A 26,230-nucleotide genomic window follows, 5' to 3' on the forward strand; every position below is an offset into this window, starting at 1 on the left:
GAAGTATGAGCAACTCTACTGTCTCAACGTACAAACACCCCACCACTCCTATGGAGCTATGGGGCACAATTCTTTTTAACGATCCCGGTTCACAATATAATTCATTAGATGCTTCAGAAAAGCGATATTGCGTGGCACCTCTTTTAATGCTTCCATGGCAAGGCAGTAGTGCTCCCACATTTCTTTACTGGCACCTTTGTAACCAAGGATGGACACGAAATTCGAGTTATTGTTATCCGAATCCTGGCCCACAGGTTTTCCAAGTAACAGCGTATCTCCTTCCACATCAAGCAAATCATCTTTAATCTGAAAAGCAATCCCCATATGATAGGCAAATTTCTGCAAAGCAGCAATCTCTGATTCCTCGGCCTGTGCGAGCATGGCTGGCATAACGAGACAAGCCTCGAACGCCACTCCTGTTTTGTAAAAGCACATCATATTCAGCTGTTCCAAGGTCAAAGCCTTTCCTTTGGAATCCAGATCCATCGCCTGCCCCATACACATATCCTCTGCCTTACGAGCCGAGTATTGGATCAAGGCAAGCACAGTCTCAGCATTGAACTGGTTCAGTGACGATTGCTCCCCGATGGCCTTCTGGATCAGATATAGTCCGGTTAATTCCGCAGTAGCGCTATTGTGCACCTGATGTAATGTCTGACGCCCTCTACGGGTAGACGCGTTATCCTGGGAAGGCAAATCATCAAAAATCAGGGAGGCTGTATGCATATATTCCAATGATCTTAGAAGAGGCACGATTGCCGAAGCGTCTAAGCCATATTCATTCACACCCATGACCCAGGTCAATATAGGACGTATCCTTTTCCCATCCCCCTCAAGACTATAATTGGCAGCATCAATAAGATGTTCTTTCATGGCCTCGATCCCAGAAGGCTTGGTAATTTTCAATTGGTTGTTAATCTGATCACGGACGGTTTTGATCGTATTCATAAAGTCTTCTTTTTCCTTCGAATCATTTTTCAGTTGAGTAATCATCTGATCCCGAAGCAGCTTATCGAAGAAATCTACATCCTCCGCTTTACCCACCATCTTCTGGATGAGACGATTAAATTCCGGATTTCCGGATGCAAAAATCTCCATTATTTCATTGTACTTTTCTGCACCTACCCGTTCTTTACAACGTTTGAGTCCATTTATTGCACGGTCCAGTATCACTTCACGAGCCATAGCATCCGAGTCATACACGTTATGAATCAAGTGAGAAATGACCGCCCAGTATAGTTCGAAGGGATTGATCAAATCCGATCTTTGATGATGATATTTTAAATAATAGGTATAGGGTGTTACCGCACCGTCCCTCATATCGTCGGCCATATCTGCAAAATCATCAGCAAGCTGGTTATAGATACCATAAAAGAATGTTCGTTGCTCAAACCCTTCATCCTCAGGAGCGCTAATCACGGAACGGACAATCAGGCGGGAAGAAGCAGATTTTAAAATAACGGGTATATAAAGCTCTTCATTGGTGTAATTAGCTTGTTTTAGATCCTTATCCCGGTCGATATCTTGAGAATGAAAGAAAACATAGGACTGCTCGAAAAAGGTTTGCTGTGTGTCTGGCCGCTGATGTGCCTTAATATACTCAAAAGCATCCGAGAGCTCCGAATGGATATAGCGAATGAACTTCATATGATCGCCGGTCCAGTCGCCCAGTTCTGGCACAGATCCGGTAAGAAGCGCGGTACGTATCATATGGGAATATTGTTCTTTCTCTTGAACGGTCAACAGCTGAGAATCGAGAAGATCATCAATAAAAGGATAGGTCAGCCCATAGGAATACCCAAGCCTGATGGCTTCATCCAGCCTGCGCGAACGTTCAACAGGTGACACGGCTTCGTCCATTTCTTCCATCACATGCAGAATAACCCCAATGATGATTTTAATCAGTTTGCGCTGGGCGTGCTCTGCATCCATTTCCTCAGGAATATGAGAAGATACAGAGTTAAGCTTGTTGATTAGCCAGATTACAGTAGTTTCGATCCCTTCCTTTTGAGACCACCGATACACCCCGGCTAAATTCATAAACTCCGCTTGATCTCTCCTGTTAGCATGGGTGGGTTGAAGCAAATATCTTTTTACGTCAGCAATGACGCGCTGAATCCGGGTCTGTGTGTCGGCAGAATCTAGAGCCTTGCCTAGATCCCTCATGTAAATATAAGAGACACTCCGCTTCAGATATTCATCTAACTTCCCCGTGTAACTCAGCCATTGAATATATCTGTAGTCATCCCGGGTATCCGGCTTTCTCTTTTTCCGCGAAAAGAAGGATAACCATGAAGAAGAATGGATATGATTCCTTTTCCATATATGGATATCTTCTGTAAGAGAGGTCACATAAGTTTTATTCTTGACCTGATTATAGAGTGATGCAAAATACTGAAGCGCCTTCTGTTCAGCCAGCTGATATCCTGTATCGGCTTGAAATTTTCCATTCATATGATGCATTACCTCAACTTCTCATTTTGTTAAACATGGTTGCATTTCTCCCTGAGGGAACGAATTTGGATCATGTTTTTATCTTTATACGGAATAAAGTCTGTGAAGTTACGAATAGATTATATCCTTCTATATATATGCTACAATTTCAGAGTAGAACGAAAATAATGATAGGGAGGCATAACGTTGAGTATTAGTCTAGTTAAAGGACAGAAGGTAGACCTAACCAAAAATAATCCATACTTATCCGTGCTAAAAGTAGGCCTTGGATGGGACCCTATGAAGGGTAGAAGCATGGATATTGATGCGTCAGCGCTGCTTCTTAATGAGAACGGCAAGCTGACCCAGACGAAAAATCTAGTATATTTCGGAAACAAAAATAGCCCTTGTGGGGCCGTCGTACATAGTGGTGACAACTTAACAGGACATGGCGACGGTGATGATGAAGTCATTACCGTCTCCCTCCAGCAACTACCACCGGAAGTGCATAGAGTCGTATTTATTGTGAATATATTCCGTTTTTTCAGCTTTGGTAGACGTAAAGATTTCAGTATGGTGAACAATGCTTATATTCGAGTATTGGATGCGTCCCAATATGAAGAGATTCTCCGATACAACTTGACAGAGGACTATAAAGGGATGTGTAGTATCCGTGTAGGTGAAGTATACCGCTATGGAGGGGAGTGGAAATTCGGTGCTATTGGAGAAGGAAGCACCATTACCTCTCTGAATGAGCTTGTAAAAACGTATGAATAAGCATTTTTGGTGTTAAGGAAAAACCCACGTCTGACGTGGGTTTTTACGCTAACTCTCCTATAGTCACCTGATACAGCAGAGAACCTTCACGGAGCAGCAGGCGGTCTTTTCTGAAATCCTGTTCGTGCGGCTGAAGGAACTCTTGATCGTCATTTAAAAATCGAATGTGTTGTCCTTTGCTTAAGTTGCCTGGCTTCACATTCTTTTTCAAGACATATTGTCCGTTCTTTCCATACCCGCCATCGAACAAAAAGTGATACCCATCTGTAGCCACCCCGGAGCAGCCGGAAATCCTCGGATTCATAAACGTAATATTCGTACGGTCGCTACCGGAAATACGCCCTAACGAAAAGTCTGAATAGTAATAAAACCAGATTTCCTGTTCGCTGACCACGTTCAAAGCATAGCAATCATGAATGTCTGCCGCTTGGTTTTCATATATTTTGTGTCCTTCTTTATTCCAAGCGACAAGGCCGGAGGATCCCACAGGCTCATTCCAACCATAATTCCCAAATATACCTTCATCAAAATAACTGGTCCAGATCGTACCTTCCCCTGTAACCTGAACACTCTGGATACCGTCTCCAAGCAGCAGTTCATTCACAGTACGACCTTCATAATCAATAATTTTACCATTTAAATCATATTGGCCCGATCCATAATAATGACATCGCGCTCCGACGAGCAGTAGATGATGATGTAGAGGCTGTACATAATGATAGTTAAACTGCTGTCCCTCCACATACACTTCTTCAATATGATCGTCTAGAATGAGTATCTTGTAAGTACGTCTCTCTTTAAGAGAGGCAGGCGGGAACATCCCCCGCACTCGTTCTGGGACTTTATCAATTAGCAAAATATACACGCGCCCATCAGGGCCAAATTGGGTCGAAACGATCTCAAACCCTTTAGTATAGTTGGAAATATCGACAAATGAATGAAGCTGTTTATTTAGATGCGACAATGTAGTTCCTCCTCTGAAAGATCAGTAAAGTGAAGTATGATTTGTACTGGACTTCATTTTGTCATAACAACATGCTACTGAGGAGGGCGGAAGTATGGCGATATGGATAGTGATCCCAAGAGATGAGGCATCGGCAAAAATATTGGGAACAAAAAAAGCCGGGTTCTGCTCATAATAAAAGCAACCCAGCTTGATCTTTATAGATGTCCCTCTTAAAGTGTCTGGCCCTTGTCGGCCTTCTGCCATAAAGCCTCAGTCAGCTCATCGATCATCTCCTTCATCGCCAGCTTCTCACGCCAGTGATTCGGGATACCGCTTAGCCCGTAATAAGCTCCTGCAATTTGCCCATACACCGCCCCGGTCGTATCGGCGTCATCCCCCAGATTTACGGCCAGCAGTGCCCCCTCTTCAAACGAAGTCGAATGGTGAAATGCCCACAGCGCAGCCTCAAGGGAACGAATGACATAGCCGGTTCCCTGTATTTCGGGCGGCTCCTTATCCTTGTAAGATCCCTGAATGATTTCTTCAATGGCTGCCGAATAAGCTGGCTGTTCCTGCCGCCGCCACTTATAGCAGATGTCGGCTGATAACATGGATTCTTTGTCCGCTCCCCGCAGACCTGCCACAAGGATTGAAGCAAGCACAGCACAGGCCTCCACACTTTCGACTGCTCCATGGGTGGTTCGCGAGCTCAGTTCGGCGTACATCACGGCCTCTTCCGGACGGTTCGCATAGGCCATGGCAACAGGTGCAAGCCTCATGATCGAGCCATTACCAGCAGTCATGGGGTCAACGGACCCACTGTACGGCTCTCCAGTGGCCTCGAAGCGATGCAATGCTGCTCTCGTCGCACCGCCGATATCAAAGCACGTTCCCGTGCTGCTCATATATCCCAGGTGATACCAATTGGTGTAGCGACGCATTTGGTCCGCTGGATCAAAGCTATCTTTTTGCACCATACTCTCGGCTAAACAAAGTGCCATAGACGTATCGTCGGTCCACTGCCCCGGCTTTAACCCAAAGACACCGCCGCCCACGATATCCGTTACAGGTTCAAATGTACCTGGACTGCTGAATTCCACAGTGGTTCCCAAAGCATCACCCACGGCCAGTCCAGCGAGACTTCCATAAAAACGATCCTTGATCAGTGCCATTTTGATGTACACTCCTTTAATAATTGTTATAGCTAATGCATATATTTCCATATCACTGGAAGGAAGAAAATCCGGTAACGCCATTTATTCGTAGCTTAAGGCTGTACAACCGCTATCCGGTTTTAATTCAATGAAAACTCCTGCCTCTTGATGGTAAATGAGTGGAAATCGCTCCGTATCTACATCTTCACGCACACCTCTTGAAAGCCGCCATACCTGAAGCGGGACTCCTTTCCCCCATAAGAACAATCGGTCGCCAGAAACGACCATATCCGCTTGGGGATATGGATAAATCCCGTCTTCTTCAGGCTTACAATTTAGTGGCGGGATCGCAGCAAGCACTCGTCGATACCCAGGCTGAGCCATGTCGAATAGGACAACCGCCGGTTCCACTCCTTCCTCTCCCCAATCTTCCTCCTCCAGTAAATCGGCATCCATCTGTCCCCAAACCGCCAATGTATCAGGTCCTGTCCAGCACACTGGCCCATCCCAATCTATGGTTTGCCAAAGATGGCGAACTGACGGACCATTCTCCGATTCCCATGAGTTCAGCAGCCAATTAGATAAGGACCAAGTTCGGACTACTCCTAATGGAGCCCATACCCATCCCGTATCCGCAATCCACTTTCCCTCTGGAGAAGTCAGGAGCCTCCCATGAAAATAATCTAGATAATGCTCATCTTTGTTTTCGCTGTTATAAACTGGGGTAGGTCTTGCTGTCAAAAGCCTCCCTGTTTCTACATCCGTCAGATCCAGCCGATTCCATTCCGTACCATGAACAAGGATACATGCACCGTCTTGATGTACAAATGCCAGGGGGAACATACTTTTATCGTAGTGGTATTCGTCCCGTGATAATTGCATTTTTTCTTGAGCATGGACTAAATCATACACTGCCGCATGTCGGCCAAATCGATTGGAGATCGCCACGTACTTGCCGTCAGGACTGGTCACCATTTGGACAGGTTGCAGGGGATTAAAATCAGGAATACAAATATGTGTGCATAATTCTGCGCTGCCAGAGCGAAGTTCTAGTCTCCACAGTTCTGCCTGTGTGTTTAGTGCTAGCAGGGTTATGCTTCCCTGAGAGCCACCCTTTAGTGGATGAATGGCCGTAAGACGTCCGATAGTCTGTGGTAAATCGGGTAAAGAAACGTGATGAAATGGCATCATTTAACCCCTTTTAATCTGGATAAATAATAATTTATACCCGTATTTGTGAAGCTGGATTTATCGACAAAAAATCTGAGTTCAAGCAATGCAGTCAATACTTTCATAAAAACTCCCGGTTTTTTCTTACATAATAGTTTAAGATATGTAATTTCGCTAGGATTACTTTTGAGAACAAAATAGGAGTAATTCATCAAAATCATATTGGAGATGAACTGCTCTGTTGGAGATTGATGCTCATTAATAGAGTCGATCAGCACCTCTAATACCCTATTTTTATTAGAGTTATAGGCTTGTATAAACATCGTTGCTTCTGCAAACGACTTGTTGAAATCATCATACGGAAAATCATATACATCATGACTGCCCAAGATGAAGTTGACCAACTGTCCTTGCAAAATTTTTATTTTCCCCAGCGCTGCTCGGGTATCCATATCCATCTTATTTTTGTTAATATGCTCATGCAACATGTCAATTAGAATGTGCAAATCATACTGCTGTCCGTCTTCCATGCTGTACAGTATCTTATTATTTTCAATCGTTAGACGATCATAAATGTCATCACCTAAACCCAGTTCAAATAAAAGCTGGTGAAGGAAAAATAGTCTGTCCTGAGTAAGCGAGAATTCATTGCCTCTCTCTGCTAGATGTGAAACTTGATATTGATAATAAACACAACATAAGTTTTTTCGGCTATAAGCAACATCTTTATGTATATCAAAAACGTTAAACATGAGCGAAAGCAATCGAATTAGACGTTCAGCATCCGCTACGCTTAAAATGGGATGATCCATTTTGGTAAATAGCGACCTATCAAATAAATCGTGCCATCGTACTAAAGAAATATGATTCTGCTCGTTTATATTCAGAGTTAATATTCTTAAATTTTGCTCTTGATCAGGATAGGAATAAAATAGATCTTCATGATTCAAATCAGAAATGCGCTCATTAAAGTAGGCTCTTAATTTGTAATCGTATATTATAGAAAAAGACATTTCTCTCCTCCATGCACCTTATTTTCGAACTCCTATATTGTAAAATTATTCTGGATCGACTGACAAGGTAGCATAATTACAGAAACATATGTTCTTCATTTCTATATTATGATATCTTAATGCTAAAAGTAAAACGTGATGTCACAGGTCATAGTCTACGATTAGAAAGGAATACACACCTATGAAACAGTTAAGCGAAGCGATTACCCGGTTTGTACACCAGCAAAACTTATATAATGCAGCCTACGGGCTGTTCCAAGACCACTATATCCAGCCCCGTTCAGAGAGTATAACAGATTGCTGGGACAAGCGGATTCCTCTATCCCCTGAGCTGGAGTACCTATATAGCCATTATGAAATGATCGATGCTAAGGCAGCGGGAACACACAAATTAAAAAATGCAGCCGTTGAAATCGGGGATGCTGCTGTTCTCTTTTTTGTCGCACCAGAACATTTATATCGCCAACAGCTGGGCTATCGCTTCATTACATCTGGAGAGCTTGTTCATGAGTCATCTTCGTGGCCCTCCCACCATGTTGTAATTGCCACGTTTAATGATGATCCAGTCATTGTCGATACTAGCGCACCTGCTTCCCCTGTATATGCTGCAATTGAAGGTGGCGCAGCGCAGCAAGTTGCTGACTCTTTAGCTAACTTCTTTACGGCTTTTTCCATCCTGATTGAAGGTGCCTGTACCTTTAAGGGAGAATTGATAGATGAAGATACATACGAAACCAAAGTAGCATATATCGAGCACGTAAAACCATTGCTACATCATTTGTTGGGCGAAAACCAAACCACGTATTTGCTGAATTACCTATCCCTTTGTTAGAATTCCTTTTTGTTTAAAGAGAGGTGGAGCTTTTTATGATCTATATCGCATTACTGCGGGGCATCAATGTTGGCGGCAATAACAAAATCGAGATGAAGAAGCTCAAGCAAACGTTTGAACATGCAGGTATGGGGCATGTGACGACTTACATTAATTCTGGAAACATTATTTTTTCCAGTCAGGAGCGGCCCAACCAGGAGCTATCGCTCATACTGGAACAGGCGATTCTGGAGGATTTTAGCTTACCCATCCGCGTCATCGTCCGTAATATGAAGGAGATTCAGAGCATTATGGAGGCACTGCCGAATGAATGGGCTAATGATACACAGATGAAAAGTGATGTAATGTTTCTGTGGGATGAAATTAACGATATTTCCGTTCTGGACAACCTTCCTTTAAAACCGGGAATTGGACATGTCATCTATACGACCGGAGCCATTCTGTTTTCTGTCAGCAAAGAACAAGTCACAAAAAGCGGGTTAACGAAATTAGTCGGCACCAAGCTGTATCAGCAAATGACGGTGCGGAATGTGAACACAACCCGTCAGATTTATAAGCTGATGCAAATGGCTGAACAGGAAGAACTACGGGATACGAGCTCTTGACTGTAGTCGTGTTTAAATAGGGATAGGCAAAATAAAAAACTTGCCAAAACTCATTAAAAAATTATCTATATAAATCAACAATTTCTGATACTATAGGCATAGAGATTTTGCTAAACTGGAAGGGTCCTCAGACGAAGAGGGACACCTATCATCAGCATGAACTAAACACTGAATAATGGGAGAAAAAACACTGTGACAAACCTACAAAATCAAAAACAAGTATATATAATCCACGGCTACACAGCTTCGCCAACAGATCATTGGTTTCCTTGGTTACAAGATAAATTACAGGAAGACGGGGTTTCGGTAAATATACTAGATATGCCCAACTCGCAAGCCCCTAAACTTAATGAGTGGATTGAGCATCTATTGCAAAATATTAAAGCTCCACATAAAGACACCTATTTTATTGGTCATAGCTTGGGGTGTGTATCGATATTAAGATACCTGCAGCAAGTCAATATCCCGGAACCACTGGGTGGTGCCGTGTTCGTTTCCGGTTTTACTGACCCAGTGCCAAGCCTGCCGTCATTAGATGAATTTACAAATGACCCTTTGGATCATCAGCAGATCACGGATTCGCTAAAAGCGCGTGCAGTTATAGCTTCAAAGGACGACGCAATTGTCCCCTTTGCACTTAGTAAGAAACTAGCGGAAGATATCCAGGCTGATTTTCACGAATTAGATCATGGAGGACACTTTTTACAAAGTGACGGCTTTACCACTTTACCGATCGTCTATCAAGTTTTAATGGAAATGATGAATGAAAATAAGTAGCGTTAAAAACCCGCAAAATAGACCTGGCAAAAAAGGGTCCAACTTGCGGGTTTTACATTTTCTAATGGATGAACTATGGAAAATAAAGCGTATGTTTAGTCAAGATATCAATATAATGCCCATTTTTCCGTACACAGCTCTATAAATGAATGGGCAACCTGTTCACATTCGTCATACCCCAAACTACCAGAATGAGCAAAAAGAATAGGGTATTCGTTGTTTCTTTTTTCCTCTCTCATATCAAACATATAGTGATTTCCGCTACCATCCATCGCAAACGACACGGCACCCGGCATATACTCTGGCAGCTCGTAGGCGAGGTTCATTTCTCTCAAATCTTCAGTATTGAAAAACTGGAAATAACGTTCTCCATTCTGAAATTCACCGCCATTAGAATATTTCAGCAATTCTATGTAACTATCAGGAAATTGTCCTTGGGGCAGATGCCAGCCCACAGGATCTAGCGGTTTATATTGATCATAAAATGGAGACGATTTCGGGAAAGGGTTCACTTGTCTTTGCTTGATTTCGTGAATTTCCTGCTCCGATAGCTTGATGTTCCATGTGCTCAAAAAATCTGCGATTTGTTCACCAGTTGCTTCCGGACATTTTATAAATTGATGTTCAAAGTGAATATTCCACATAATAACCACCCTCCTACCTTGACGTCTCTAAAAGTTGTTGTTGCTATCTTTTTCAACCTTCTCCATCTTTTTCAACCCATTCAGCCACACTTTCATGAGGTTGAAGGTTCTCACGTTTATAGTAAAAAACGGTCTAAAGCTCGTAATCCAAGCTTTCCGCAGCAATGAAAAATCGGGTACCAAACGTTTGATCCTCCATACAAATCACAGGCCCCTCAAGAAATCCGTAAGAGACAGTTTTTAACATTTCCGATTCCTTGTCATTAGCCAGTCTAAAGCATTCAATTGAAAATACACCACCCGGACAGGAAAGAAACGAGACCTCGTAAAATGTAATCTCTATGTTGTGATAATAGCTAAAGTCAAAGCTCCCTGCTAGTACCAGCTTGGGGCGACTTGTATAATCATAAATGTAGTAATGGTCAATGTTATTTTGAGAAAGTATTTCATTAAGCTGCATCAGTTTGGATTGAATGGAATGATTCATGATCTTATGTCCCCCTCCCCACTCGCGGCTATTCCCGATCCGTCACCGCCTGCCACGCTTCTGTTAGTGCTATAGGTGATTTGTGGCTGGTCTCTCCGCCACCTTCCTGAGTCCATAGCGGCGGATAATAAGCAAATACCTCTCCTGGCTGAAGTTGCTCCATATCCGACTGCCAACCATTCCAACGGAATGTCTGGTAGAACAAGCCCAAATCCCCCTCAGCCAACCAGCTCAAGAAACCGGAATAGGCCAGCTCAGTGGATTCCCACTCCAATGCATCCGGTGCAAAATAATGGATATGGCCGCTACGTCCAAACTTCCCTGTATCCAATCCAAAGAAGCCACCTGCTGCATCATAGGCCACAATCAGCATTCCCCCAAGTGCAGCAACGCTCGCTGGCTCTTGCAGCCCGTTCCACGAAGCCAAACTACCGTAAATTTCAGGCCCACCTGCACCCAGTAAGGTGATCCATCCGTGGTCAAATATGATCCCTCCTGTTTCATAGGCAACCGTTCCCAAGTACGATTTTGTGCTCACTTGCAAACGGTAGAGCGAATCTCCCCTAACAGATTCCGATTCTGCCGGTACAATGCGATATGGATTATTCCCTTCTTGCAGAATGTTTCTGACCTCTTCCCATGCATGGTTGTCCTGATCCATTAGCTCATCAACCGTTAACGTATGCATATCCATTCTCCTTCCTGTATTCCGTATCTATCTTTCAACCTGTGAACTGATTTTCGAAAACCTGCGTTTGCTCTAAAATCACCCACTGATTCAGCTCGTCGTAGCCTTGGACAATCGCCGTGATCTCATGCCTCGGATACATCCACTCGGATGGGGCCTTTTCCGCATATGAATGGGTGTCTGCCAATCCGACTGCATTGTGCTGGAAAATATGAATTAGTGTTCCGTGTGGAAAAAAGGCTTCAATATATCCAGTTACCTTAGTCCCAACCGGCAGTGCGGTTTTGACTTGATGCCATTCCTTGTTGGAGGTGTGAAGATTGCTGGACCAGATTTCTTCAAACTCTTTTTTTGTAATTTTCGTATAATAGGGCTCTGTATCATCAATCGCTTTCTCTGCTAACAAGAAATGATATTGCTCGTGCTTACGATTAGAAGCAATAAAAGTACCGTCATCCTGGATCACAATTTGCCGATAGGCTACGCCGTCTGAGTCTATTTCAAAATACCAGGTTCCCATGCCTGGTTCCGGACAATCTTTAAGATATTTCATTCGTACCTCCTAAAAGGATGTATAACCGTGTCATTTCATCTTTCTTTTTCCGCTATAAGTCCTTGTCAAATATGCGAGATATTCCGAACGCGTCAGTCCTCCTGTTTGGCGATTGAACTCATCGTACGAAATGTCTTCCGGGAATCCGAATTCGGCCAGTGCTTTTCGGCGCTCTTCCCGATACAACGGGTTATCCAGCGTGTGGTGCCACTCCCGCTCTTCCCAAGGACCAAAACAGTCTGCAATGACACCTGAATATACACCGTTATTTAACAATTCGCGCGAAGACTTGAACACTGTCTTTTCTTCCGGTTTGGAAATTGTGCCCGTTCCCCAGGACAGTCTATATATTCTTTCTTTACTGCTATCTATGCTACTGCCGTAACCCATCGGAAACACAATATCCTCTTCCGCCAACGGTTGATGCCCTATCCGCTCGTAGGACCCTCGCATAAAGGAATCATCCATGACAATCCAGGTTGTATCAGATAACGGGGCGGCCGTGATGGATTCCAAAGTTATTGAACGGTCACGACTTGTACACAAATACGGACGTACGAACAAAGGCATTGTCATGACACTATTCCATATGCTCTCCTTTGCAAACAACTGATCCTTTTGCATTTGGCGCAAATCTCCGACGACCAGTACATAGCCATCTGTAAAAAGGTCTATTTCCACGCGGAAGATGTCTCCCGGAATGGTTTTATAACGCAGGTTTTTCATATGCTTCAATCGTTCCACCTTACGATCATAGTCGTTAGGCACAAGCGACGGGTAACGTTGAAGCCAATCGATGATCTCTTCTTTACTATGTAAATGCTCACATCCAGTGATGGGCAATCTCACGCCAGTTTTGCTATTCACAGCAGTAACATAACTAATATTACGATCTCTTCGAATGCCTGCTGAAAAGGACACACCTTCTGCTGTGATGCTCGAAACACTTGTATAATTCAGTTTTTTCTCTTTGCCACGAGCCGTTTTAGGCAGAACAAATGCCCGATCACGAGTAAAAATCTCTACATCAGCTTCTCCATAAGCATCCTCTTTGGAAGAAATTCGCTTGCGAATAACATCTCCATCCATACAAATAAAATATCCTTCTTTAATTTCTACTACGTCCCAATGTTCTTCCAGCGTCTCCAGCCCAAAATAGGGTCGTAACGCGTTCGTTAACCAACTATTCATCTGCTCCTCCTGTTCCGAGTACAATTCAGTAGACTTCATTTCTGTTATTCCAGAAATTATAACATAACACGGCATGTAGCTCGTTTATTCATACATTATTCTAGCTTGGACTAACTCCTCCTGAATCCAGCTACTGCTAGTAGACAGTTGGAGCAAGTCGGCCGTGATCTGTTTGATCTGTTCTTGCAGCACGTGTGGCTGATCTGTTCCTTCCAGAAAGCGACTCATAAAATGAAGAAAAACGTCTACCTTCCTAAGCAGCATTAACACAGGCAAAGCGTCAACCTCGGATTGGCTTAAACGAACCTGACGGCTGAAGCCCCGGCAAAAATCACGAACAGCTGTCGTTTCCTCCGGTTGTCCCAAAAATCCTGATAAAATGACCGCCGGATCCATGACCCGAACGTCCAGCGTACAAAATTCAAAATCAAGCAGTACAGCCACCTGACTAGGGTCAGAATCCTTTACCAACAAATTGGAAGCGTTCAAATCTCCATGTACAAGCTGATGCGGCAACTCTTCCAATGCATGAAGTGAATCTATAATCTCTTCATATACTTTTCCTATCAAACGCAGCTCCTCATGGAAATCTTTTAGAGGCTCCGGCGGGTTTAAACAAAAGCCTTGGATTACTTCCCGGTTACATAATGGATAGGATTGCTGCAAAGCATAATACGGCCGATAGACTGGAGTCATATCAAGATTGAGTGTTTCAAGTGCAGCAGATAATTCGCCAGCAGCCTCGCCAAAAGAATAGGCAAAGCTAGGATCCTGCTCCGATGGGGATGTGCCTTCTATGTATTCGAACAGACACACATATTTTCCACTATCCTTCTCAACCTGTGCAAGTGTCTCTCCCGTAATCGTTCGGATTGGCATTGGAACCCTGAATGATAGAGAATGCCTGCTCAGTTCCTGCAAAACCGCATGCTCAAATTCTATTTTGTTCCGATCCCTGTGTGTATCGTAGATGCGCAGTACCCCACTTCGCCCACCGCTCTTAACAAAATACGTCGTATTATTCCAACCTCCGGTTCGTCTCTGTAGTGTCCCGTCCCACTCCGGCCAGTGCCGTCTTAATACCGCTTCCAAAATGTATCCTCCCTATTAAACATCCGCTTATGAATTTGCCGATATTATAACAAATATAGACGCCCATTAGAATTGGACGTCCTTGTGTATCCTTCATTTCCTCATTTGTTTGTTTCGGATATTCTGCGGGGTGGCACCATACGCTGTTTTAAATTTTTTATAGAAAAAACTCATGCTGTTATATCCGACCTGCTTAAAGATCATTTCGAATGGCAGGTTGGTATTGACTACCAAAGAATAGGCCGCATTAAGTTTAATGTTGGCAATAAGCTGCGTGTAAGTAAGACCGGTTACTTTTTTCAACTTATTACTTAAATACGTACTATTGTAATTAAAATGAGTAGATAATTGCTGGAGGCTTAAATGCTGATAATGCTCTTCCATGTAATTCAGAATAGAAGTAATATTACTTTCCTGCTGGTTTAAGTGAATATTATGCTCGCTTTCCAATACACGGACCAATTCCCCAAATACAATGGACAAATAAGCCTTGACCAGCTCCATTGAATCCTCTTGCCTGGAAAAATATTCGATCAAGATTCTACGCAATATATATTGAAGGTTTTCATTATGCTGTGACTCAAAAATAATAAAGTGATTATGATGCTGATGCTGGAGGACTGAATTGGCAAGAAACTCGCCGATCAAACTTTTTTTCTTAGATAGCCGCTGTAGAAATAGGGATGAAATCGTTTCTCTTTGCAGGAGGATATTAATCAGTATATCGTTTTCTCCCAAAGGTGCGATGCTGTGCGGTACATCCTTATCGAGGACACACACTTGGCCTTCACAAAGCTCAATTTCTTTACCCGCTATGATTTGGTTGCACTTACCTGAGTAAACATAGTTTAACTCAATAAATTCATGCATGTGCTCCAGCATCGGAGCAAACCTGTTGTGCTTGCTAATATAAATATCATGTTCTCCGAAGAAAAATAAAGCAGGCATTCGATACATATTCTGATTTATATCAAAAAATCGCTCATTTTCCGATTCTTTGGAGAGATCATTAATCACTTGATTGTTTTGCTGTTGTAAAAGTTCAATTTCAGTTTTACTTCTCAGCAACTGATCCAACTCATGAAGGTTCATAAACACAGACTCCTCCTTCAGACTCCCATTAACTGTGAACTGCCGTCTGTGTTTTGCTTCCCTTTCCTCTAATAGCGATTCCCAGACAGAGGAGCGCAGCAATCATAAATACAATCGCAGAGACGAGAAAGGAAAATGAGGCAGTTTCATTCCCAGACAACACCCCAACTAACTTGATAACATAAGGCGAAGCAAACGCTCCCAAATTGGAGCCTACCATTGCAATCGAAATAGATATCGTCTCACTGCCTTTAGGTACGATTTTAGTTAGTATCGTAAAAATATAAGGAATAAACAGCGCAAAGCTAAAGCCAATGATCAGCATGGCAACCGTAACCATGGTCACATTCTGGGCAAACCACAGCAGGACAAAACCTGTCGCTGTTAATAAACTGGAGATAAAAGGTGCGTAATTTCTGAACCATTTATATATTCTACCGAACAAGAAGCCTGCAATCATAGTTGATAAGGAGAACAGCGTCAAAGCGGTCCCTAAAAACCCTGCGTTAGGCATACTCTTTTCAGCAATCATAATACCTGTTTTGGTATACACAATCATGATAAAGGTCATAAACAGGAAAAGTGCAGCCCCTAATCCAAGTACAGGTAGGGACATTCCCCCACTCTTTTGGCCCGTTCCTGTCGTGCTCACTGTAGGCTCCTCACGCTCTGGTTCAGGAATGATAAAAAAGAACAACAGTGCGATAGGAATCGTGATCGCATAGCACAAAAAGGCAAACGGCCAGTCGATTAGGGCAAGCTGTCCTGCCACAAAGGTAGCCAAGCTGCTTCCGAGCCCTTGTACAGCGCTTTGAAAACCTACCAATTGAGCACGTTCATCCCCTTCAAAAAAATCACTAATTAAACTGACAGCCAGCGAATTGAACATCCCCAGACCTGCACCTAGCACCAAACGCAACGCGAGAATCCATGTAATGTTCGTAGTGAGCATAGGAAGTATTCCGCCGATGACCACGAGCAAAAGTCCTAGCAGGACTGTATTTTTTTTACCCAAGCGGGAAGAGATCGGGCCACTCAACAGCACAAACAGCATCATCGAGAAAGATGGGATTGTAACTATGCTTTCAATCAGTGAACTGGAGACTCCCGGTAATTGGTTCAGCATCATCGGGATGATAGCTGAAATAGCACTCGCTGATGTCAGGACTAAGGAAATGGACAACAATGCTGTTTTAAACCATATTTTGTTTTTAATATTCATCAAGCTTCTCACCTCTAGTCTATGTTATTTAGCCTCTGGTTGTATTTGTACTGGAACGTATACTGTCCAGATCCGACGGTAAACGTCAATTCATGATCTCCACTCAGTTGGAAATCAGGTTCTCCGGGAGAACCTGATTTCCCGGCCAGCTCTTGTGGCACATTACCAGGCGGATACTGAATCGACGGGTATTGCTTAGTAATGGTCTGTTGTAATGCATCTGGCTCTAGAACGCCCGGAAGCGTAATCTCAGCTGTCGTATTATGTGGTACGTGAACCGTCATCCGCATTTCTTCATTCACGATTTCCCAATGGACAGCAACCTCACCATAAGGTGTCTCCAGCTTGCCATGGGCCGAAGTAAGATTAACAGGCGGTTTGGGTGCTAACCGTGACTTTTTGTAGCCCGCTTCAAGCACATCGATTCCGGCAATATTTTGGTACATAAAGTCTCCAACTGAACCGTACGAATAGTGATTGAACGAGTTCATATCGGTGCTCCAGAACGAGCCGTCCACTTTGATACTGTCCCAATGCTCCCACATGGTCGTTGCTCCCCGTTCAACCTGATAGAGCCAAGAAGGATAATCTTTCTGAAATAAAATTTTATAAGCTATATCTGTATAGCCATTGTCGGATAAAACCAGGCATAGATAGGGTGTGCCTACAAAGCCAGTATCCAGATGCATATCATTTTTTTCTATCAGCCGTACGAGCTCCTGAACCACTTGCTTTTTATATTTTTCTGGTACCAATCCGAAGTGCAAAGCCACAACCTGTGCAGTCTGGGTATTAGAAGTCAGTTTGCCAGCGTCATCAAAATAACGGTTCGCAAAAGCGCTTCTAATCCCCTCATGCAAGCTTTGATAATTGTTGTAATCGGTATACCGATTCAGCAGTTTGGCGGTCTGCGCCAAGATATGAGTCGAATACGCAAAGTATGCAGTCGCTACCAACGTTCCATCGGTCGCTCCAAAATAGCTTCCTTCCTCGCTATCCAGCGCCAGCCAGTCTCCCAGCTGCAAACCAGTATCCCACAAATGTTCCTCGGTCCCCTGGGCACGAATATAATCGACCCATGCTTTCATACTGTCATACTGCTGAGCTAGAATTTGCTTATCCCCATAACATTGATAGATCGTCCACGGACATATAACTGCTGCATCTCCCCATGCGGCTGTCGATTGGTCCATATTGTCTGCAAAGGTTCCTTTGAGGACATCCGGCACGACAAAAGGCACAGCCCCATTCTCCAGCTGGTTGTAAGCCAAATCTTTCAGCCACTTTCGAAAGAAGGAAGCACTATTCATATTGAAGCTGGCCGTTCTGGAAAAAATCTGTGCATCGCCGGTCCAGCCTAATCGCTCATCACGCTGCGGGCAATCGGTCGGCACATCCAGGAAGTTCCCTTTTTGTCCCCATACAATATTGTGCTGGAGTTGGTTCAGCTTTGGATCGGATGTCTCGAACAAGCCAATTGTCGCCATGTCTGAATGCAAAACAACGCCTGTAAAATCTTCAATGGCTACGCCAGCCGGAAAGCCCTCAAGCTTCACATACTGGAAGCCTTGAAAAGTGAAATGCGGCCTAAATATCTCCGTCCCCTTGCCGCTGCAAATGTACGTAATCTGCTGCGCTGCATCACGAATATTATCTCGGTAAAAGTTCCCTTGCTGATCCAGTACTTCACCATGAACCAGATTCAGAACCGTACCTTCGGGGGCTTCCACTTTAAATTCCAGCCAGCCTACCATATTTTGACCCAAGTTAAGTACTAGTTCGCCTTTAGGAGTCCAAATCAGTTCAACAGGCTTTAATCGGTTCATTACACGGACAGGCTCGTTCTCCTGAGCAACCAGATGACTTAACGGAAACGGGGCGACCTGCATCATTTTCCGTTCGTTCAAGAAGCGATGTTCGGCTGCCTGCTGCTCCAGTCGAGCATCATAGATTTCGCCGTTATAAATATCTGACATCAAAATGGCACAGCTCGTTTCCTCCCAGGAAGAATCAGAGCAAATGAGTTCTGAACGGCCATCTTCATAGCTAATCTTCATTTGAAATAGCAAAGCATTTGTGTTCCCGTAGGTATCCTTGCGCTTTTGCCAGCCTAGATAGCCGCTGTACCAGCCTTCTCCCACCGTGGCTGTGATGCGGTTATGTTGTTCTCGAACGGTAGAAGTCACATCATAGGCTTGCACCTGAACACGATCGTTATAATCTGTCCATCCCGGGGTAAAGTAGGCATCGCCTACTCTTTGTCCATTGAGCTCCAGCTCATACAGACCAAGGCTTGTGGCATAAATGACTGCTTTTTTCACTTTTCCCTCAACTGAAAAACACTTGGAAGCAGCAAAAGGGGCTCTTGTCTGAAACTTTTCATGGATGCTTCGCTCCTGCACTGTAATCCATTGTGCCTTCCAGTCCTGCTCATGGAGCAGCCCCATTTCCCAAAAGCCAATCTCACTCCATTCCGATTCCTCGGGTTCGGTGTCACCCGCTCCCTGAGCCCATACTTTTACCCGGTAATAATATCTTTGTCCTGATTCGAGTGGAGGACCTTCATAGGGAAACAAAATGGATTGTTCCGAATAGGAAAAATGATTCCAGAGCAGCGGTTCAAAAGCGGGATTTATGGCTACCTGCAATTGGAAGCGTTTTTGGAAAACGTATATGTTGTCAGATTCAATTTGCCAACTTAATCGAGGCTTTAGACAACCCAGTCCAATCGGATTGTTTACATGTTCACATCTAAGCGCTTTCACTTTTAGCATCTTATGTCCTCCCTGAGATCTTCTTTTGTGTTTCTATACTCAAATTAAAACGCTTCCATTAGTTGTGCGCAATGTTGTATCCCTGCATGTTGTATGCTTGATTTACAGGTGTTGAATGTCCATCCCTCATATCGAATCTTAAAATGGGTCTATTAGAAAAATATGTACGTGTGACAGCGCAGTACTCAAAAGGAAAACTCTTGTTTTTTGTACATATGGATTGTAGTATTAAGCCGATCAGTGAAAGGAGAATTACAGTAATGGAAACGAACTACAAAAAGCTGCTGGATCAGATGATGGCACCCTATGATAAAATGCTGCAGAGTCTAATAAGTGATCACGCCGATTTTTCGAAGGTTGACTATTTGGAGCAACACAGTGAGGAATATGGAAAAAGTGATGCCAATTATACCCATCGCTTGAAGGTGCTTTTGGCTATGTATAATCGTGAGGATCGAGATTCCCCGCATTACGAACCGATTGTGAGAAGGCTGCTCGTTAATGAGATTATAGATAGGGAAACGAACAGTTTTCAGGGGATTGGCGATGCTCTATACTATGCCGTTTTTTTACTGCAAAAGTATGAGCGTGAACAGGACCAAATTTTGTTCCAGCAGGCCAAGAAAGCCAATTTCGATACATACGCCGGGTTTGATCCTGAGTTGATTTTGGAAACATATTTATTCAGCAAAGATACAGCTGATCTTGAAGATTGCATCAATATCGCGAGTGAACTCGGGGAAGATGTATACCTATCATTATTTATTGATTTGTGGATCAGAGAGCAGACGGATTGGGACAAAGAAAATTTGCGGACACTCGTTTATCATGAGAGATGGCGCAACCATCCAGAAGGTGAAATTGAAGCCCTCAAAAAGCTGGCTGAAATGGAGAAAATAGAAGAAAATTCTAGTAACTACTGTTCTACTGCATCCAGCTTGGCAGAAAAGCTCATTGAAACAGGACGATGGGATGAAGCTTGGGAAACGATGGCAACCATCATTCCGCTTATTACTAAGGAAAAAGAATGGTTCCTGTACGGACTTGGCCGCAATATAATTACAGCCTGTATCCACATCATCATGCATTTTGGAGCAAAAAGCCGACAGGCTACTTCGTTATGGCAAACGATAAAAGGGGTTCTTCAACCTGCCGCTAACAATATGGGGACCATTCAATATCAGCTTGCTGTATCTGTCAGCAAATTTATGGGTGATACCAAATTGGAGCAAAAGTTACTCCGGATTCGGAAGCAACGTCAATAATCCAGTTGCCATAAGGAGCCTGTCGCATGCAATGTAAAGAACGAGGCATTTGACCCAGCAGCTCGCTTTCCAGTTGCCCCTCGAAGCGAGGGGCAGCGAAAATACGGATTGCAGTGCATTGCCTTCCTCTACAGATTTCCGGTCACGATAATACCATCTGCTTGCTTCAAATGCGCTCTGACCCATGCTGTAAAGGAATCGATAAATATGCGTAATTCTGGCTCCTTGGCAGGCCAAGCATCCAATTCTGTTAATATTTCATGCCATACCGACGCCTGAATCGGATTATCCCAGCAGGCATCAAAAGCCTCATACGTTTCCCCCGTGTCAGGATCGACAAGTGGGTATTTGGACTTTAACACAGACAGCACGATATCAAAGTCATCTGCGTAGATGAAGATCATCTCCTCCAGCTTTGGCTCATCTGTATCCCCATAGCGCAGCGGTTCAAAAGTATATCCAATATTGGCTCTTGGACCACTATAGCGATAGATTAGTGTCTGAATCTCTGTTTTTCCTTTCTTAGTCACTCTCTCTTACTCCTCTCTTCGGCTACAACTCGAACCAATCCGCAGCGCATTTCTCTTCTTCCAGTGCCCTACACATTCCTTCCCTCAACCCCATCGCATCTCCGCCGCCGATATGAAATAGACAATAGATATAAGGTTCATCATCTTCTAACCCTTCAATATTTCTTGCCTCTTCCACTGAAATCTGAAGCGCTTCAGGCCAATCAGAATTATTCTGAAGCAGAACAAAACCATCCTCATCCCTTTGCATCCGATATCCGTCAATCCTAGGCAATGCTTCAGCTAAGCGTTCCATTAGTGCTTTAATATCCTTAACATCTGCGACCTTAATTCCATACTCCCACCCCATCTGCATTCCTCCAATTTTATGAACTCCTCCTTAATTAGAACTACCCCTAAATTGGGTTTCACCTTCTCATTCACCTCAGGAAATTCACTTGGATTCAGTCATAGTCCGCATATAAGAGGTATTCCTTACAATGCCTGCACTGAAATAAATAACCCCGGAACGATCCGTCACGTTCCATGCTTTCCCGTATTCGACTCTTAGCCTCTTCTTCATTATACAAAGCCAGAATAGGCATAAACATCAGGTTGACATCATTTTCTATCCCTCTACTGACAAGCTCCTACCAGCCCACAAAATCTATAAAACACAGTAGTCATCACAGTGATCCAGCCACGCGGCGGTCTGCCATGCCTCATAACCGGGCGGGAGTCCGATGCAGTAGCTCATCCAGCTTTGGTTCCTCCAATTGTGCACAGCAAGCAGGGTCATGAAATGTTCCCTGTAGCATGCTCGCAGCGCTACCATTCGCAATACACCAAGGACAGATCGCCTCATAAGATAATGCTGTATAAAAGGGACCCGCGTACCAGATATCGGTCTGCCGTCCACAACAGGAACACGTTTTCAAAAAGCCTGATTTAAGGATCTGAGTGCGTACAGGGTCTTGATGATAAGTAAACACAGGGAGATCGGAAGTTTTCTTGCGCTTGGCTACTTTGATTAAAGGCTTAATCACCGGCAGTCGAATCGGGCTATTAATCATCTCTTGAATACTCCACTGTTTCTTCAAATCTGCTTTATTTTTCCGGTTCATGACGGACATAAAAACCTCTAGCGCCTCTTCGTATTGATGCAGGTGAAGATACAACTCTGTCAAAATTCTGGCAGCCTGCTCGCTTTCTAAGCCCTCAAGCTCTTCCTTCAATTGGTACATGGCTTGTACAGCCTCGGGACTGGGTGCGTACAAACTATATCTTTTGTTTAGTGCCACCCATTTTTGCTGGATTTCCATAAGCCCCCCACTTCCTTCTGATTTTCCTGAAATTTCTTATAACTTATTATAATAGATATAGGCTTCCGGTGAGTATACCCCGGAAGCCTATGGATTCATCTAACCAATCTTTTATTTATTTTGCCTTATGAGGAACAGGCTCACTATTCCCGTTTCTTTTTCTCACTACCCACATAATAACAGCCATAACAGCTACCAAGACTGCTATAAGCGTAAAGGGAATATATTTGTCCACTCGATACAAGGTGGTCGTCAAAATAGGAGCAATGATCGCGGAAATTCCCTGTACCGCAGCTACCAGCCCCGCTGCTCCCCCTTGCTGCTCTTGACTGACTGAAAGCGAAGCACCTGCCATAAAACCGGGCATCAGTAAGCCTGTGCCTATGCCAAACATAAAGAACGCTGCATAGTAAACGACCAAGCTGGCTGAAATCAGAAATAATGCCATTCCAGCAATCAGGAATAGAGAACCAAGTAAAATCATCGGCTTAGGCTGCCATTTAAGCCATTTCATCTGGATGATCTGCACAATCAGCATCGCTGCCCCGGAGAACATAAGTCCAAAGGACACGACTCTTGCTGTTTCTTCGGATGTAAGACCTAACTGATCTTGAAAATAAAAACCACCTATAACCTGAATAGTCACAATACTTATCATCGTAACCAAGCCTGCAAACAAATACATTCTTAGACCTGGCTGGAGGGGGTTAATTCGAGCGGGTTTTTGCTGAATAACGGGCTGGGCCGCCGGAATCGCCAGCAGAGACACCACGAATGCAACAGCGGCAATGACAATTCCAAAATATAAGGGCCATAACAGCCCTATTAAAGTAAAGGCACCTGCAATCGCGGGACCAAATACCAGCCCAAGCCCATTCGCCGCACTAATAATAGCCATACCACTTCCACGCTCTTCTCCTTCCGTTACATCTCCCATATAAGCTTGGGACGATGACAACACCGCCGGGATAAAGCCGCCAATTAAGCCGCGTGTAACAATCAGCAGGACTAACAGCAGCCCCCCACTGAGCCAACCATTTAATCCTGCAAAAAGAGTAAGTGTAAACAACAGGCAGCTTACACACATCCCTATGAAACCAAGCAGAATCACCGGCTTGCGTCCCTTTGCATCACTTAGATTTCCCCATACTGGAGCCATTAAGGCCATCGTTATAGAACCAAGCGATATAATTAATCCGGAATGGCTTTCTCTTAAGCCTAATTCACGAATAAGGGGCGGCATAATTGGAGCAATGAGCATGAGCCCTAGCATAGCCACAAATACACTGAAAAAGATGCTCCCTTTTATTCTATTCATCCTCGCACACTCCTCTGTTAAAGATTCTCTCTATGCAGAAGTATACGGAGCATACCAAAACGCTACTGCCTATAGACGGATAAATTTGCGGTTAAACGGATTTAATTTTGCGTATAAAACAGCAGCCAGTCTTCAGACAGTAAAAAATGGCCTGCATTCTATGGCCCAATGGGCGTCGTTAATTATAGAGTCGCTCTTTCGTTGTGAAATGAACTACATCGGTCTCTTCATCGCTGACTGGATGGAAGGGCTTCATTTCCTGGCATGTTATTACGATATATGATGTACAGTCTTTTGCCTTTAGTAATTAGCGTAGCTGTGGGTTGAGTCTGTATATCGATGTCTAAGGGGGAAATCTCAGTGAAAACAAAAATAGGATCAATCATGAAGGTAAGATCGTTAAGAACGAAGTTAACCATAATGTGCTTGATTATTTTAATTGTACCCACATTCGTGATTGGAATCAGTTCTTATGTTGTTTCCAAGAATGAAATGAATGAATCAGGCAAAGTAGCACTTAAGAATAGTGTGCAAATGGTAATTGGTATGATTAGTTTCCTCAATGGGCAAGTCGAAGCCGGTAATTTAACATTGGAAGAAGCACAGGAAAAACTGCGCATCGAGCTGCTCGGTGTAAAAGATGCTAATAACAAAAGACCGGTAAAGATTAAATATACTGTAGGTAAAACAGGTTATCCGTGGGCAGTCAACCAAGATGCCGTTTCAGTGATGAACCCTTCAAATGAAGGCCAGGATTTAATAAATGCCGTATCGGAAGACGGTGTGCATGTGGGAAAAGAGTTTGTAGAAGCCGGTACAAACGGCGGTGGATTCGTCACTTATAAATGGGCTTTACCTGGTACAGATCAAGTGGAGACGAAAATTTCGTACGTTGAAAGGGATCCTTATTGGGGATGGATCATCGGTTCTGGAGCATATTTTAACGAATTTAACAGCGGGGCGACCAAGGTCCTTTATATTGTCCTGATTATTACGACTATTGCAGTTATTCTGGGAGCAATTATCGTAAGCTTTGTTTCGGGACGTTTTACGAAGCCTATTATCATGATTGCAAAGCGGCTTAACTCAGTTGCGGACGGTGATTTAACGGTCGAAGAAGTCAAAATGAATTCAAAAGATGAGGTTGGCGAGCTGGCACAGGATTTCAATCATATGATTAAAAATATTAGATATTTGATCGGTGAAGTAAACCTGTCCACAAAGCAGGTAGCAGCTTCCTCGAAAGAATTAACCCTTGGTGCAGAGCATACTGGGCAGGCAACCGAGCATATCACCATCGCGATTCAAGAATCGGCGGCCGGTGCGAAGGAGCAGCAACTGATGCTCCAGAAGACAACCAGCTCGCTTGAAGAAATTTCAATAGGCATGCAGCGGATCACGGATAGCTCCTTGACTATTGCTGAATCGTCTGCAGACGCGATGGAAATGGCGAGCCTTGGCGGTACTGCTGTACAACATACGGTGAAGCAAATGGACTTGATTAACCATTCCGTCAATGAAACCGATGCGGTTATGAGGATGCTGGATGAACGTACTCAACAGATCGACACGATGCTGCATGCCATTACGGATATCGCACAGCAGACCAATCTGCTTGCCTTAAATGCTTCGATTGAGGCTGCCCGTGCAGGCGAAGAAGGCCGCGGTTTCTCCGTAGTTGCTTCAGAGGTAAGAAAACTGGCCGAACAATCGAACCAGTCTTCTGGGCAGATTTCTGAGTTGATTCAGAATATGCGCAAAGATATGGAGCATTCGCTTCGGACCATGGAACGCGTAAAACAGGATGTCGACTCCGGCATTAAAATTGCTAATGAGACGGAGCAGCAGTTTAACAAAATTGTGACGTCCACCAATCATATCGCACAGCAAACGGAAGAGCTCGCGAGCATCACGGAGCAAATAACCGCAAGTGTCCAGGAAATTTCAGCAAGCGGAGAAAACGTATCGAGTCTGGCGCTTCAAGCGGCGGACAACTCGCAGAATATTGCAGCGTCTGCAGAGGAGCAGCTAGCTTCGATGCAGCAGATCACCAGCCTGGCAACGACCTTGTCGGATATGTCACAGAAATTACAGGATCTGACGGTCAAATTTAAATACTAACGGAATAATTCTTTCCAAAATATCACGCTAAACTGTCATTCATATTATGAGGTCAACCAGTTTTTTCTGGTTGACCCTTTTCGCATTTGCTCTGAGAAATTACTGAAAAGGCTCGCAAATCGTGATCCCCTTCTAGCGATGTGAATTGGGCACGGTTTTTGTCGATTTGGTTCAGAATTGGTTCAGAGGCATTTAGTATAGTAAATCAGTAATGTAAGAAAGAAAATTATATTAGTAGGTTAGTC

23 protein-coding genes and 1 pseudogene are annotated in these 26,230 nt (G+C 43.8%); 6 read left to right on the plus strand and 18 right to left on the minus strand.

From position 1 onward, the window contains the following. Positions 1-75: 75 nt before the first annotated feature. Positions 76-2,463, minus strand: a complete 2,388-nt coding sequence (locus MLD56_RS17740; RefSeq protein WP_029515473.1) for a polyprenyl synthetase family protein — start codon at positions 2,461-2,463, stop codon at positions 76-78. A gap of 177 nt (positions 2,464-2,640) precedes the next feature. On the opposite strand from MLD56_RS17740, the gene MLD56_RS17745 reads away from it, so the two are divergent. Then, positions 2,641-3,210: a TerD family protein gene (locus MLD56_RS17745; RefSeq protein ID WP_029515474.1), complete on the plus strand. Its 570-nt coding sequence runs from the start codon at positions 2,641-2,643 to the stop codon at positions 3,208-3,210. 43 nt (positions 3,211-3,253) lie between these two features. Here the strand turns inward: MLD56_RS17745 and MLD56_RS17750 are convergent, their stop codons facing one another. From MLD56_RS17750 to MLD56_RS17765, 4 genes are all read right to left on the minus strand, one after another. Further along, positions 3,254-4,174 carry a hypothetical protein gene (locus tag MLD56_RS17750; protein ID WP_029515475.1) on the minus strand — a complete coding sequence of 307 codons (921 nt, stop codon included), beginning with the start codon at positions 4,172-4,174 and terminating at the stop codon, positions 3,254-3,256. Positions 4,175-4,386: 212 nt separating this feature from the next. Continuing rightward, positions 4,387-5,328 carry an ADP-ribosylglycohydrolase family protein gene (locus tag MLD56_RS17755; protein WP_029515476.1) on the minus strand — a complete coding sequence of 314 codons (942 nt, stop codon included), beginning with the start codon at positions 5,326-5,328 and terminating at the stop codon, positions 4,387-4,389. Positions 5,329-5,412: 84 nt separating this feature from the next. After that, complete coding sequence (locus MLD56_RS17760) at positions 5,413-6,498, minus strand: hypothetical protein (protein ID WP_029515477.1); 1,086 nt, start codon at positions 6,496-6,498, stop codon at positions 5,413-5,415. After that, positions 6,498-7,493, minus strand: a complete 996-nt coding sequence (locus tag MLD56_RS17765; protein WP_029515478.1) for a hypothetical protein — start codon at positions 7,491-7,493, stop codon at positions 6,498-6,500. Before MLD56_RS17765 ends, MLD56_RS17760 begins: the two co-directional genes overlap by 1 nt. Before the next feature lie 181 nt (positions 7,494-7,674). Between MLD56_RS17765 and MLD56_RS17770 the strand changes: the two genes are divergently transcribed. From MLD56_RS17770 to MLD56_RS17780, 3 genes are all read left to right on the plus strand, one after another. Continuing rightward, on the plus strand, positions 7,675-8,325 hold the full coding sequence (locus MLD56_RS17770) for a hypothetical protein (RefSeq protein ID WP_029515479.1): 651 nt from the start codon (positions 7,675-7,677) through the stop codon (positions 8,323-8,325). Positions 8,326-8,360: 35 nt separating this feature from the next. Next, positions 8,361-8,930 (plus strand): DUF1697 domain-containing protein, encoded by a 570-nt coding sequence (locus tag MLD56_RS17775; protein WP_029515480.1) that lies wholly within the window; start codon positions 8,361-8,363, stop codon positions 8,928-8,930. A gap of 192 nt (positions 8,931-9,122) precedes the next feature. Continuing rightward, entirely contained in the window at positions 9,123-9,707 is a 585-nt protein-coding gene (locus tag MLD56_RS17780) for an RBBP9/YdeN family alpha/beta hydrolase (protein ID WP_029515481.1), read from the plus strand. Positions 9,708-9,814: 107 nt separating this feature from the next. Here the strand turns inward: MLD56_RS17780 and MLD56_RS17785 are convergent, their stop codons facing one another. The 9 genes from MLD56_RS17785 to MLD56_RS17825 all read right to left on the minus strand — a co-directional run bounded on the left by MLD56_RS17785 (position 9,815) and on the right by MLD56_RS17825 (position 19,450). Next, positions 9,815-10,351: an SMI1/KNR4 family protein gene (locus tag MLD56_RS17785; protein WP_029515482.1), complete on the minus strand. Its 537-nt coding sequence runs from the start codon at positions 10,349-10,351 to the stop codon at positions 9,815-9,817. A 133-nt stretch (positions 10,352-10,484) separates the two neighbouring features. Then, positions 10,485-10,838, minus strand: coding sequence for a hypothetical protein (locus MLD56_RS17790; protein WP_239645129.1), 354 nt, complete (start codon positions 10,836-10,838; stop codon positions 10,485-10,487). A 28-nt stretch (positions 10,839-10,866) separates the two neighbouring features. After that, positions 10,867-11,526, minus strand: coding sequence for a DUF2625 domain-containing protein (locus tag MLD56_RS17795; RefSeq protein ID WP_029515483.1), 660 nt, complete (start codon positions 11,524-11,526; stop codon positions 10,867-10,869). Positions 11,527-11,560: 34 nt separating this feature from the next. After that, complete coding sequence (locus tag MLD56_RS17800; protein WP_029515484.1) at positions 11,561-12,079, minus strand: hypothetical protein; 519 nt, start codon at positions 12,077-12,079, stop codon at positions 11,561-11,563. Between the two features lie 30 nt (positions 12,080-12,109). Then, positions 12,110-13,270 (minus strand): immunity 26/phosphotriesterase HocA family protein, encoded by a 1,161-nt coding sequence (locus MLD56_RS17805; RefSeq protein ID WP_029515485.1) that lies wholly within the window; start codon positions 13,268-13,270, stop codon positions 12,110-12,112. Positions 13,271-13,354: 84 nt separating this feature from the next. Beyond that, on the minus strand, positions 13,355-14,362 hold the full coding sequence (locus tag MLD56_RS17810; RefSeq protein WP_029515486.1) for a phosphotransferase: 1,008 nt from the start codon (positions 14,360-14,362) through the stop codon (positions 13,355-13,357). Between the two features lie 93 nt (positions 14,363-14,455). Next, on the minus strand, positions 14,456-15,454 hold the full coding sequence (locus MLD56_RS17815) for an AraC family transcriptional regulator (protein ID WP_029515487.1): 999 nt from the start codon (positions 15,452-15,454) through the stop codon (positions 14,456-14,458). Positions 15,455-15,482: 28 nt separating this feature from the next. Further along, positions 15,483-16,676 (minus strand): MFS transporter, encoded by a 1,194-nt coding sequence (locus MLD56_RS17820; protein ID WP_029515488.1) that lies wholly within the window; start codon positions 16,674-16,676, stop codon positions 15,483-15,485. A gap of 14 nt (positions 16,677-16,690) precedes the next feature. Next, positions 16,691-19,450 carry an alpha-L-rhamnosidase gene (locus MLD56_RS17825; RefSeq protein WP_029515489.1) on the minus strand — a complete coding sequence of 920 codons (2,760 nt, stop codon included), beginning with the start codon at positions 19,448-19,450 and terminating at the stop codon, positions 16,691-16,693. 260 nt (positions 19,451-19,710) lie between these two features. Here MLD56_RS17825 and MLD56_RS17830 point away from each other — a divergent pair, with 260 nt between their 5' ends. Beyond that, on the plus strand, positions 19,711-20,715 hold the full coding sequence (locus MLD56_RS17830) for a hypothetical protein (protein ID WP_029515490.1): 1,005 nt from the start codon (positions 19,711-19,713) through the stop codon (positions 20,713-20,715). 128 nt (positions 20,716-20,843) lie between these two features. Here MLD56_RS17830 and MLD56_RS17835 read toward each other — a convergent pair whose 3' ends face one another. From MLD56_RS17835 to MLD56_RS17850, 4 genes and pseudogenes are all read right to left on the minus strand, one after another. Continuing rightward, entirely contained in the window at positions 20,844-21,245 is a 402-nt protein-coding gene (locus MLD56_RS17835) for a hypothetical protein (RefSeq protein ID WP_029515491.1), read from the minus strand. A gap of 22 nt (positions 21,246-21,267) precedes the next feature. Then, positions 21,268-21,594 carry a hypothetical protein gene (locus MLD56_RS17840; RefSeq protein ID WP_029515492.1) on the minus strand — a complete coding sequence of 109 codons (327 nt, stop codon included), beginning with the start codon at positions 21,592-21,594 and terminating at the stop codon, positions 21,268-21,270. A gap of 94 nt (positions 21,595-21,688) precedes the next feature. After that, positions 21,689-22,546, minus strand: a pseudogene (locus MLD56_RS26010) (CbrC family protein). 115 nt (positions 22,547-22,661) lie between these two features. Continuing rightward, entirely contained in the window at positions 22,662-23,864 is a 1,203-nt protein-coding gene (locus MLD56_RS17850; RefSeq protein WP_029515494.1) for an MFS transporter, read from the minus strand. Between the two features lie 360 nt (positions 23,865-24,224). On the opposite strand from MLD56_RS17850, the gene MLD56_RS17855 reads away from it, so the two are divergent. Then, positions 24,225-25,985, plus strand: a complete 1,761-nt coding sequence (locus MLD56_RS17855; RefSeq protein WP_029515495.1) for a methyl-accepting chemotaxis protein — start codon at positions 24,225-24,227, stop codon at positions 25,983-25,985. The last annotated feature ends 245 nt before the right edge of the window (positions 25,986-26,230 follow it).

The sequence above is a fragment of the Paenibacillus peoriae genome, assembly GCF_022531965.1.
Taxonomy (GTDB): domain Bacteria; phylum Bacillota; class Bacilli; order Paenibacillales; family Paenibacillaceae; genus Paenibacillus; species Paenibacillus polymyxa_D.

What these genes read in the sequence shown, in the direction of transcription:
- MLD56_RS17740 (WP_029515473.1), bottom strand. Translation starts at nt 2,463, where the DNA reads ATGCATCATATGAATGGAAAATTTCAAGCCGATACAGGATATCAGCTG.
- MLD56_RS17755 (WP_029515476.1), bottom strand. Translation starts at nt 5,328, where the DNA reads ATGGCACTGATCAAGGATCGTTTTTATGGAAGTCTCGCTGGACTGGCC.
- MLD56_RS17760 (WP_029515477.1), bottom strand. Translation starts at nt 6,498, where the DNA reads ATGCCATTTCATCACGTTTCTTTACCCGATTTACCACAGACTATCGGA.
- MLD56_RS17765 (WP_029515478.1), bottom strand. Translation starts at nt 7,493, where the DNA reads ATGTCTTTTTCTATAATATACGATTACAAATTAAGAGCCTACTTTAAT.
- MLD56_RS17770 (WP_029515479.1), top strand. Translation starts at nt 7,675, where the DNA reads ATGAAACAGTTAAGCGAAGCGATTACCCGGTTTGTACACCAGCAAAAC.
- MLD56_RS17775 (WP_029515480.1), top strand. Translation starts at nt 8,361, where the DNA reads ATGATCTATATCGCATTACTGCGGGGCATCAATGTTGGCGGCAATAAC.
- MLD56_RS17785 (WP_029515482.1), bottom strand. Translation starts at nt 10,351, where the DNA reads ATGTGGAATATTCACTTTGAACATCAATTTATAAAATGTCCGGAAGCA.
- MLD56_RS17790 (WP_239645129.1), bottom strand. Translation starts at nt 10,838, where the DNA reads ATGAATCATTCCATTCAATCCAAACTGATGCAGCTTAATGAAATACTT.
- MLD56_RS17795 (WP_029515483.1), bottom strand. Translation starts at nt 11,526, where the DNA reads ATGCATACGTTAACGGTTGATGAGCTAATGGATCAGGACAACCATGCA.
- MLD56_RS17800 (WP_029515484.1), bottom strand. Translation starts at nt 12,079, where the DNA reads ATGAAATATCTTAAAGATTGTCCGGAACCAGGCATGGGAACCTGGTAT.
- MLD56_RS17805 (WP_029515485.1), bottom strand. Translation starts at nt 13,270, where the DNA reads ATGAATAGTTGGTTAACGAACGCGTTACGACCCTATTTTGGGCTGGAG.
- MLD56_RS17815 (WP_029515487.1), bottom strand. Translation starts at nt 15,454, where the DNA reads ATGAACCTTCATGAGTTGGATCAGTTGCTGAGAAGTAAAACTGAAATT.
- MLD56_RS17820 (WP_029515488.1), bottom strand. Translation starts at nt 16,676, where the DNA reads ATGAATATTAAAAACAAAATATGGTTTAAAACAGCATTGTTGTCCATT.
- MLD56_RS17825 (WP_029515489.1), bottom strand. Translation starts at nt 19,450, where the DNA reads ATGCTAAAAGTGAAAGCGCTTAGATGTGAACATGTAAACAATCCGATT.
- MLD56_RS17830 (WP_029515490.1), top strand. Translation starts at nt 19,711, where the DNA reads ATGGAAACGAACTACAAAAAGCTGCTGGATCAGATGATGGCACCCTAT.
- MLD56_RS17840 (WP_029515492.1), bottom strand. Translation starts at nt 21,594, where the DNA reads ATGGGGTGGGAGTATGGAATTAAGGTCGCAGATGTTAAGGATATTAAA.
- MLD56_RS17850 (WP_029515494.1), bottom strand. Translation starts at nt 23,864, where the DNA reads ATGAATAGAATAAAAGGGAGCATCTTTTTCAGTGTATTTGTGGCTATG.